The following is a 10,270-nucleotide window of genomic DNA, read 5'->3' as shown; positions in this document are numbered from 1 at the left end:
CGTGCAGATGGCCGCCCAACTGTTGCAGGAGTAATGCCAAAAAAAAGCGCCGGCCTACCGGCCGGCGCTTTTCAGAGTTTTGGGTAAGGACAAGGGAAGTATTTCGAGGGGCTTTTTTTATGGTAGCTATGTAAGGACTACACAAACAGGCCTTCGACCGATAGGTATCGCTCGCCGGTGTCGTAGCAGAAGGTGAGTACGCGGCTGCCCTGGGGCATATCGGGCAGCTTTTTGGCGATGGCAGCCAGCGACGCGCCCGACGACACGCCTACGAACATGCCTTCCTCGCGGGCGGCGCGGCGGGTCATCTCATAAGCTTCGGCCTGCGATACCTGAATGGTGCCGTCGAGGATGTCGACGTGCAGGTTCTCGGGGATGAAACCGGCCCCGATGCCTTGGATGGGGTGCGGCCCCGGCGCGCCGCCGCTGATAACGGGCGAAGCCTCGGGCTCGACGGCGAAGGTTTGCATGTTTGGGAACAGTGGCTTGAACACTTCGGTAACGGCCGTGATGTGGCCGCCGGTGCCCACGCCGGTGATGTGGAAGTCGAAGCCCTCGGGGGCGTCGCGCAGGATTTCCTGGGCCGTAGTTTCGGCGTGAATGCGGGGGTTGGCGGGGTTGGAGAATTGCATGGGCATCCACGCGCCGGGCGTGTTGGCCACAATCTCCTGGGCTTTCTCGATGGCACCCTTCATGCCTTTTTCGCGGGGCGTGAGCTCCAGGCTGGCTCCGTAGGCAGCCATGAGGCGGCGGCGCTCGATGCTCATGCTTTCGGGCATAACGAGGGTGAGCTTGTAGCCTTTCACGGCAGCCACCAGGGCTAGGCCCACGCCAGTGTTGCCGGAAGTGGGCTCCACAATCAGGCTGTCTTTGGTGATGATGCCGTCCTTCTCAGCTTGCTCAATCATGCTCAGGGCAATGCGGTCTTTGATGGACCCGCCGGGGTTGGCGCGCTCCAGCTTCACCCACACTTCCACATCGGGGCGGGTGGCGGCAAAAATGCGGTTGAGGCGCACCAGCGGCGTGTTGCCGATGGTATCGAGAACGGAATTAGCTTTCATGGGCGTTAGGGTATTGGGGACTTGGGGACTTAGGGTCTTAGTCGGTAAAACAGCGGGGGACTTGCTACATTAGGGCTTGGAACATGGAAAAAACCATGCTTTCAAGTCCCTATATGGAAAATACCAGCTCGGCGGCCGGGTCGACGTTGCGCGAAATCTGGATGTGGGCGCGGTGATACACCCGCGAATGCGAGGGTACGCTTTCGGTCAGCCATACGTTGCCGCCGATGATGCTGTGGGCCCCCACCACGGTGCTGCCGCCGAGAATGGTAGCGCCCGCGTAGATAACCACATGGTCTTCGATGGTGGGGTGGCGCTTGGTGCCCTGCAGGCCCTTGGTGACGCTGAGCGCGCCCAGCGTGACGCCCTGGTATATCTGCACGTTGGCCCCAATGATGGCCGTTTCGCCGATGACGAGGCCGGTGCCGTGGTCGATGCAAAAGGCCGGCCCGATGTGCGCGCCGGGGTGAATATCAATACCAGTGCGCTGATGGGCATACTCGCTCAGCAGGCGTGGCAGGCGGGGCAGGCCCCGCTGGTGCAGGGCGTGGGCCAGCCGGTAGAGGGCCGTGGCATAGAAACCGGGATAGGAGCTGATGATTTCGGCCAGGCCCTGGGCGGCGGGGTCGCTGGCCAGAATGGCGCTGGCGTCGCGCAGCAGGGCGGCCCGCAGGGCCGGCAGCTGAGCAGTAAACTCATCGGCCAGGGCGGCGGGTGGGGCGGGCAGGGCCGGTACGCCGGCCAGCAGGGCGGCCAGCTCGGCCCGGAAATACTGCAATTCGGCCTCAACGGCATCGGCAGTGGGCAGGGGCCGTTCGGCGCGCTGCGGGAACAGTAGGGCGAGCAGGCCGTCGGCGAGGGCGCAGAAGGCGGCCCCGGGCAGGGCGTCGGGGGCCACGGAGTGGGCGCGAGCCAACTCTTCGGCAAAGGAATGGGGAAGCACGGGAGCTGAAAACATAAGCGAAATGACCAGGGAAATTAACCAGCGCAGCAGGGGAAGGTTTTGGGCGGCGGCGCAACGGTGCGGCGGCCTTCGCCGTTTAGCCAGTACCCCACCGGCTGCTACGGCCGCCGGGCCAAAAGATACTCTTGTTTTTTCTTCCCTCCTTTTCTAATATCATCATGGCAGCCGATACCTCCATCACCAAAGTCGATTCGCAGCACTCCCCTACCGGCCCCGACGGCGAAAAATACCTCGCCTCGGGCACGCACATCGCCATGCGCATGTGGGAAAACGAGCAGCCGGGCGAACCCAAGGCACCGGCCACGCGGCCATACGAAACCGTAGGCTACGTGCTGGGCGGCCGGGCCGAGCTGCACCTGGCCGGCCAAATGGTGGTGCTGGAGCCCGGCAACTCCTGGGTGGTGCCCAAAAACACGGAGCACACCTATAAAATTCTGGAAAGCTTTTCGGCCGTAGAGGCAACGTCGCCGCCTGCCCAGGTACACGGCCGCGAGGACAAATAAACTGCTGATAATACCTATGAAAACCCGCGAACTGGGCCGCACCGGCCAACACGTTTCGGCCCTGGGCCTGGGCTGCATGTCGATGGCCTCAGACTATGCCTATGGCCCCAGCGACGAGCGCGAGGCCGTGGCCACCCTGCACCGGGCGCTGGAACTGGACGTAACGCTCTGGGACACGGCCGACATCTATGGCTTCGGGGCCAACGAGACGCTGCTGCGGCAGGTGCTGGTGCCCAACCGGGACCGGGTTTTCCTGGCCACCAAGTTCGGTTTTGTGGCCGACGGAGCAGGCGGCTCGGCCGTGGACGTGCGCCCCGAACGCATAGCGGCCGCCTGCGACGCCAGCCTCAAACGCCTCTGCATTGACACCATCGACCTTTACTACGCCCACCGCATCGACCCGGCCGTGCCGGTGGAGGATATGGTGGGCGCTATGGCAGCCCTGGTGCAGGCCGGCAAAGTGCGGTTTTTGGGCCTGTCGGAGGCTTCGGCGGCTTCGTTGCGGCGGGCGGCGGCTACGCACCCCATCGCGGCGCTGCAGTCGGAGTATTCGATGTTTACCCGCGATGTGGAGGCAGATATTCTGCCGGCGTGCCAGGAACTGGGTATTAGCCTGGTGCCGTTTTCGCCGCTCGGGCGCGGGCTGCTCACCGCCGTGGGCCCCCAGCTGGCCGACAAGGACCTGCGCCGCAGTATGCCCCGCTTCGGGGCGGAGGTGGGCGATGCCAACGCGCCACTGGTGGCCGGGTTGCGGCAGCTGGCCGAAGCCCGGGGTATCAGCACGGCACAGCTGGCGCTGGCGTGGCTGCTGGCGCAGGATGCCCACATCATCCCCATCCCGGGAACTAAGCGGCCGAAATATCTAGAAGAGAACGCCGCAGCCGCCGACGTTGCGCTTACCGCTGATGATTTGAACCAGCTGCGTGCTCTGCTGGCGGCCCACCCGGTGGTGGGCGCCCGCTACGGCGAGGGAGCCCTGAAACTGGTGAACCGCTAAGAGGGCATCACAGCCATTAGTTACAAAGCCGTTAGCTTTCAGCTAATGGCTGTTGGCTTTTCATTTAACAATCGATAAGGGTGCCGCCGCTTTGCGGCTCTGTTCGGTTCCTCAGTCCTTTACTACCAACGTATCGCCGCTTCGCGGCTGTTCAATTGCATAAGTCCTGAAGTTATATCAATCGCATTGCCTGTTCAATTTGGAGCAAGCGCTTTGCACGGTAGCTTAGTAATGAAACGTCATGCCGCGCTGCGCGCGGCATGACGTTTTTTTTGTCGGATTCTATTAATCAGCAACGAGCCCGTTGGAACTGCACTGAGCCGCTACGGCCCAGTCGTACACCATTTTCAGGAGGGAGAATTCCTGGAAGGGCTTGGTCAGGTAGTCGTTCATGCCGGCGGCGAGGCACTTGGCCCGCTCGCCGGTAATGGCGTTGGCGGTGAGGGCGATGATGGGGACAGCGAGGCCCAACTCCTGCCGCAGGATACGGGTGGCCTCGTAGCCATTCTTGATGGGCATCTGCACGTCCATCAAAACCAGGTCGAAGGTCTGGGTGCGGGCCAGCTCCACGGCGGCCTGGCCGTTGGTGGCTTCCGTCACGCTCATTCCGGCATTGGTGAGAAAACTGGTGGCCAGCATGCGGTTGAACAGGTTGTCCTCGACCAGCAGAATTTGCTTGCCCTGTAGTGCCTGCTGCATGCAGTCGAGGTCGCCGTGGTCTTTGGGCGAGAGGTGCCGGGCATTGCCCGCGGGCAGGCGCAGGGTGAACCGGCTGGTGGTGCCGTGGTTTTTCAGGCTTTCGATGTGCAGCTCACCGCCCAGCAGGTGCACCAGCTTCTTGCTGATGCCCAGGCCCAGGCCGGTGCCGCCAAACCGCCGCGTCACGGTAGAATCTTCCTGACTGAAATCATCAAAAATATGGCTCAGGTACTCAGCATCAATGCCAATTCCAGTATCCTGCACGGTGAATTCGACCAGCAATTCTTCCGTATCAGCGCCCTGCAGCAACCGGCAGCCCAGGCATACCGTGCCTTGCTCGGTAAATTTTACGGAGTTGCCGGCCAGGTTCAGTAGCACCTGGGTGAGGCGGTAAGGGTCGCCGAGGACTACTTCGGGCAGGGCCGGGTCGAGGGTGGTGATGAAGGTGAGGCCCTTTTCCTCCGCTTTGTATAGCAGGGTCTTTTCGACCTGGGCGCAGATGAGCCCGGGGCTGAACCCGATGTGCTCGATGGCCAGCTGGCCGGCCTCAATCTTCGACAGGTCGAGGATGTCGTTGATGATGACGAGCAGGTTTTCGGCCGAGGCCGTGATGGCGTGCAGGTAGCTGGCCTGCGGGGCCGCCAGCGGGGTTTTGGCCAGCAGCTGGCTCATGCCCAGAATGGCATTCATGGGCGTACGGATTTCGTGGCTCATGTTGGCCAGGAAATCCTGTTTGGCGTGGGTGCTGCTTTCGGCCTGCGCCTTGGCTTCGCGCAGGCTGGCTTCGAGGTGCTTCTGGGGCGTCACATCGAGGTAGATGCCAATGGAGCCGATGAGCCGCTGGTATTCGTCGTAGAGCGGGGCACCGCTCACCAGCAGCCACTTGCGCTCGCCGGTTTTGGTGGTTACCACTACTTCGTAGGAGTCGGAGATGCCGTGCTCCCGGGTGAGCAGCTTGCTTTCTACCAGCTCCAGGTCGGGGCCGTTGAGCAGCAGCGGCGACAGCGGCAGGCCGGTCAGCTCTTCGGTACAGTAACCAGTCATGTCGCAAAAGCTCTGGTTGGCGTAGAGCAGGTGGTCGTTCAAATCGGCCTCTACCAGCCCGAGCGACATGTTTTCGATGATGCCCCGGTATTTTTCCTCGCGGCGCTTCAGGTCCTCTTCGGCCTTGATGCGGGCCGTGACGTCCTCGTACTTCCAGAGGTGGCCAATGTAGCGGGCCCCGTCGAAGATGGGCGTGAAGGCCCGGGACAAGGTACGGCCGTCGCGCAGCGGAATAATGTCGCCGGTAGTGGGCTGGCGGCGGCGCAGCAACGCCGCAATGCGCGCCACGTACTGATGCGGCTTTTTGACATATTTGCGCGAGCTTTCGGTGAGCCAGCCCCCGTTGCGGCCGTGAAGCCGGGCCGGAACCAAGGGTACTTCCAGCAGCTGGCAAAATGCCTCGTTGGTGAACACAATGCGCCGGGTTTCGTCTTCCAGCACCAAGCCGTCCTGGAAGTGCGCAATCACCGTGGCCAGCTGCTGATTGGAGATATCGAGTGCCTCCTCGGCATCCTTTCGGGCCGATATATCACTCTGCAAACCACTCAACATCAAAGCATTGCCATCGGCATCCCAGGCCGTGATGGCGGCGCGGCTCAACACCCACTTATAGCTGCCGTCCTGGCAGCGCATCCGGTATTCGGTAATGGCCCTTTTGCCGCCGGTTTGCACGTAGGCCCGCGCTACTTCCAGCACCTGCGCCAGGTCGCCGGGGTGTACGTGCCCGAGCCAGGTTTCGTATTCGTCGGGGAAGCCGTCCTCGGCATACCCCAGCATGGCTCTGTATTCCGAGGAAAAGGTAATTTGACGGGTATGCAGATTCATCTCCCAGGCCCCATCGCCGAAGCCCTGCATGGCCAGCTCCAGGCGCAGGCTGCTTTCGCGCAGGGCGCTTTCGGCTAGTTTCAGGGGCGTCACATCGAGCAAAATTCCGCTGTACGTTACCCAGTCGGGGCCGGAGCTGGTCAGAATCGAATTACCCCGCATCCAGCGGATAGGCTGGCCGGGCACGACGATGCGGCCTTCGTATTCCCACGGAATCCGGTTGCGGGTGGCATGGTCGAGCGTCTGCAGAAACCCTTCCAGCTCGTCCGGATGGATATAATCGGTCATATGGGCGAGTTCGGACGGTGCCACTCCGAACAGCTCCTGCACCTTGGGGCTCACATAATTAAAAAAGAATGAACCATCGTCCTTTTTTTGCCACTCGTAGAGTACGCCGGGCACGTTTTCGGCCAGGTTGCGGAAGCGCCGCTCGCTGTCTACCAGCCGCAGCTGGGCCTGCTTCCACTCCGTAATATCTTCGAGAAGGCCCACAAAATGGACTACCCCATCGTCCGCATCCGCCACCGGCCGCACGCTCACGCGCAACCAGCCATCAGCGCCCGGCCGTGGGTTTACCACCTCGTACTGAAACGGCTCGTGCCGCCGCATGGCCTCCTCAATACGTGCCACCGTGGCCTCATCGCGCAGGCTGGGCCGCAGGAACGCATCGGGTTTTTGGCCGGCCACCGCGCTCAGCTCCAAGCCGCACAGCTTCGTAAAGCCCTTGTTTACCCACTGCACATAGCCGTCGCTATTGGTGAGCACCATGGCCGTGTGCTGCTCGTCGAGCAAGTAAGCCAGCAGGCTGGGCGGCACATAGGCCGCCGTTGCGGGCATGGTAGCTACTGCCAGCTGGGCACGCAAGGCCGCATTCACAGTTTTCTGCTGGGCTAACGCCACTTCGAGCTCGGCACGGGTCATAAGAATGTGTCAGCTAAAAGCTCTTCGGTAGTTGAACGAAAACGGCGTAAGCGACTATGCCGTTGCCTGGGCAAGTGGGGGCGCGGTACTGGCCGGGAAGGGATTCAGCCGGGCAGAAGCCGGCCCGTTAGCCCCAGGCTAATATCAGTTAAGGATACGAGAATAACGACACTTGCGGACTTTAGCGTCCGGTTTTTTCCTGGCGTAGAAGCTTCTTCAGCAAGGGTAGGCCCGTAGCATTGCGACACCCACTGTACCAGGCTGCCCACCCACTACCGGGCCAGCGCCTGCTGCAGCTGCTCGATGAGGCGGGCCTGGGCGGGGCCACTGAGGCCAGCCGCCGTGTAGGCCCGGAAGGCTACCGATAGGCCGCCCGGCTTGAGGGCCGTGACGACGACCTGCGGGGCGGGCATGGGCAGCACGTCGGCATCGGCCGCCATCAGCGGAATGGCCCAGGCCCGTAGCGCGGCCAGGTCGGTGGGGTTGTCGAGGTCGGTCGCGATTTCGACCAGGGCCTTGTTCTGGGCCGTTTTGTTGATAATGACGTTGTTGGAAGTGGCCCCGTTGGGCAGGATGATGGTATCGCCGTGGCCGGTGACGAGGATGGTATTGAAAATCTGGATTTCGCGCACCTCACCCGATTTGCCCTGCGACTCGATGGTATCGCCTACCACGTAGGGCTTGAAAATGAGGATGAGCACGCCGCCCGCGAAGTTGGCCAGTGTGCCCTGCAACGCCAGCCCCACCGCCAGCCCCGCCGCCCCCAAAATTGCTACAAACGACGTGGTTTCGAAACCCACCATACCGGCCACCGATATCAGCAGCAGCACTTTGAGCACGATGTTGACCAGACTGGTCAGGAATGAGCCCAGCGACACATCCAGGTGCCGGGATGCTTTGGCCACAACGCGGCTGGCCCAGCCGATGAGCCACCAGCCCACCATCAGCGCCACGCCGGCCATGAACAGGCGGGGCAGGTAAAGCACAACGATATCCTGAAATTGCCGGGCGTAGCTAGTCAGTTGATTCATAATTAATTGAAAGGAAATAAAGCAGGCTGACAATGACAGCCGCTGTCGAAATTGGTTATGGCACCGCCACCAGCTCCACGCCCAGAATCTGGTCGCCGATGTCGAGCTTGTGCACCACATCCATGCCGCCCACTACCTGGGCGAAGATGGGGTAGCGGCCATCGAGGTGCGGCGTGGGCGTGTGGGTGATGAAGAACTGGCAGCTCTCGGTGTCTTTGCCAGCCGAGGCCAGGCCCACGCTGCCCTCCTCGTAGCGCAGGTCGCCGAACTCGGAGCGCAGGTTGTAGGGCGCACTGCCGTTGCCATCGCCGCGCGGGTCGCCGCCCTGGGCCACAAAATTGGGCACCACGCGGTGGAAATACAGGTTGTCGTAGAAATGCTGGCCGATGAGCGTGACGAAGCTGGCCACCGCGCCGGGCGCTTTCTCGGGCTTCAATTCCAATAAAATAATGCCCTTGCTGGTGCGCAGCCGCACCTGCTGGCCCAGCGGCACGCCCTGCACCACGGCCCAGTCGATGGGGTGCTGCGCGGCCGTGGCCAGCGGTGAGGGCGTGGGTTTGGGCGCTTTTTCCAGCTTGTCCAAGGCCTGCTGCAGGCCCTGCCAGGCTTCGATTTCGCGGGGCAGCTGCAGCTTGGCCTGGGCCTGGCGCAGGGCCGCGAGGTCGGCCGGCTGGGCTTCGGGATAGATTTTCGCATCGGCCAGGGCCTCGGCAGCAGTGCCGAGCTGGGCCACGTCGCCGCTGGCCAGGGCCTGGCGCATGGCAGCAGCAAAATCGGCCTGGCGGCCGGCCGGGAAATCGGCACTGCGGCGCATAGTGAGCAGCGCGCCCAGCGCGTAGCCTGCCACCACCGGCGACTGCCCCGCCGCGAACGCCTCGGTCCGCACGAAGTCAAATGCGGCCGGGTCTTCGCTCAGCGCTTCCAGCAAAAAGCCTTTTTCGTACACCGTGGGCGCGGCCGGGTAGCGCTTCGAAATGGTTTCGACCAAGCTGGGCCGGGCCGCCGGACTGGCGTGGCGCACAGCCGCCCGCAGCAAGGCCGCCCGCACCCGCACGGAGGCCTGCCGGTTGCCATCGGCCAGGGCCGCCAGCAACGCGCCCGATTCGCCCTTGGCGTGGGCCAGCAACCATTCGGCCGCCGTGAGGGCCACGGCGGGCTGGTCGCGGTTGAGGGCCGTGAACACGGCTTTCCGGCTGGCCGGGTAGTTTTCCGCATCAAACGGCAAGGCCCGAATGGCGCTGAGCCGCACCCGGTAGTCGGGGTCTTTGGTGGCGAGGCGGGTGAGCATAGCGGCTGCCTGGCGGGCCGCTGGGGGTGTTTTTACTGCTGGCGAAGGGGCCTGCGGGGCCATGTTGACTGGAGTGGGCGGCACGGGCATCGAAGCCATGTCTGGCAGGTTGGCAATTTTGCCCAGCGTGCTGGCCGCTGCCGCTCGCACGGCATACGAACGGTCTTTCTGAACCAAGCGCAACAGCGTGCTCTCGGCCAGTCTTTTCAAATCAGCATCGAGCCCTCGGGTGCGCGACAGGGCCACCACAGCCGCCAGCCGGCCGCGCACCGGCAGCTTGGGCGAGTTTAGCACCAGCACGGTGCGCCGGATGCTCTCGGGCGAAACCAGGCCGCGCAGGGAGGCGCGGCTCAGGCCCCAGGCGAGGGCGGCGGCGCGGGAAGTATCATTCAGGATTTCGACGCGCCAGAGCTCGGGCAGGCTGTGGCGGGTGACGGTGCGGCCCAGGGCTTCGTGCACGTAGCGGCGCACCGTGCCGTCTTTTTCCAGCAGGACGCGCACGCGCAGACTGTCCACGGCGGTGCTGTCGCCGGTCTGGCCCAGGGCGTAGGCGGCGGCGCGGCGCACGCCGGGGTCGGCATCGCGCAGCAGCGGTATGAGGCCGGGCACGGCCGCCGGGGCCTGCACTGAGGCCAGGGCCAGGGCCGCTTCGCGCCGGTAGGTGGGGTTGCTGTTGGTGAGGAAGGGCAGAATGGCGGCGGTGTTGCGCTCATCCTGGGCCGTGCCAATTTGGCGGATGGTGGCGTCGTGGTACTTGTTGGCGAGGCCGGCGCTGGGGCGCGGCGTGCGGGCGCAGGCAGCCGCCAGCAGTAGCAGCGGCCAGAAACGAAAGGAGCGAATGGGCATAGGGGAATTGTAGCGTATGCTTTAGCTTGCGCTTACGGCACAAGAGCAGTTTGCGGTGGTTTTAATACCTGTCATCCTGAGCTTGCGAAGG

At 63.3% G+C, this 10,270-nt stretch carries 7 protein-coding genes; 2 read left to right on the top strand and 5 right to left on the bottom strand.

Annotation, left to right across the window (positions count from 1 at the left end; all coding sequences use genetic code 11):
- Nucleotides 1-137: 137 nt before the first annotated feature.
- Together cysK and HBN54_RS19180 are read right to left on the bottom strand one after the other, a co-directional pair.
- Nucleotides 138-1,061 carry a cysteine synthase A gene (cysK, locus tag HBN54_RS19185; RefSeq protein ID WP_168674846.1) on the bottom strand — a complete coding sequence of 308 codons (924 nt, stop codon included), beginning with the start codon at nucleotides 1,059-1,061 and terminating at the stop codon, nucleotides 138-140.
- A gap of 109 nt (nucleotides 1,062-1,170) precedes the next feature.
- Nucleotides 1,171-2,004 carry a serine O-acetyltransferase gene (locus HBN54_RS19180; protein WP_317170253.1) on the bottom strand — a complete coding sequence of 278 codons (834 nt, stop codon included), beginning with the start codon at nucleotides 2,002-2,004 and terminating at the stop codon, nucleotides 1,171-1,173.
- A 179-nt stretch (nucleotides 2,005-2,183) separates the two neighbouring features.
- On the opposite strand from HBN54_RS19180, the gene HBN54_RS19175 reads away from it, so the two are divergent.
- A complete protein-coding gene (locus HBN54_RS19175; RefSeq protein WP_168674844.1) occupies nucleotides 2,184-2,528 on the top strand; it encodes a cupin domain-containing protein in 345 nt (114 codons plus the stop codon).
- Between the two features lie 16 nt (nucleotides 2,529-2,544).
- Nucleotides 2,545-3,525 (top strand): aldo/keto reductase, encoded by a 981-nt coding sequence (locus HBN54_RS19170; protein WP_168674843.1) that lies wholly within the window; start codon nucleotides 2,545-2,547, stop codon nucleotides 3,523-3,525.
- A gap of 285 nt (nucleotides 3,526-3,810) precedes the next feature.
- Here HBN54_RS19170 and HBN54_RS19165 read toward each other — a convergent pair whose 3' ends face one another.
- The 3 genes from HBN54_RS19165 to HBN54_RS19155 all read right to left on the bottom strand — a co-directional run bounded on the left by HBN54_RS19165 (nucleotide 3,811) and on the right by HBN54_RS19155 (nucleotide 10,179).
- Entirely contained in the window at nucleotides 3,811-7,014 is a 3,204-nt protein-coding gene (locus tag HBN54_RS19165) for a PAS domain S-box protein (RefSeq protein WP_168674842.1), read from the bottom strand.
- A 272-nt stretch (nucleotides 7,015-7,286) separates the two neighbouring features.
- Entirely contained in the window at nucleotides 7,287-8,045 is a 759-nt protein-coding gene (locus tag HBN54_RS19160; protein ID WP_168674841.1) for a mechanosensitive ion channel family protein, read from the bottom strand.
- A gap of 55 nt (nucleotides 8,046-8,100) precedes the next feature.
- The gene (locus tag HBN54_RS19155; protein ID WP_168674840.1) at nucleotides 8,101-10,179 is read right to left on the bottom strand and encodes a peptidylprolyl isomerase; all 2,079 of its coding nucleotides are present in this window, start codon (nucleotides 10,177-10,179) and stop codon (nucleotides 8,101-8,103) included.
- Between the last annotated feature and the right edge of the window lie 91 nt (nucleotides 10,180-10,270).

This window comes from Hymenobacter artigasi (genome assembly GCF_012275535.1).
Classification (GTDB): Bacteria; Bacteroidota; Bacteroidia; order Cytophagales; family Hymenobacteraceae; genus Hymenobacter; species Hymenobacter artigasi.
The sequence above is the reverse complement of the archived record's forward strand: the minus strand, read 5'-3'. Positions and strand labels throughout refer to the sequence as shown.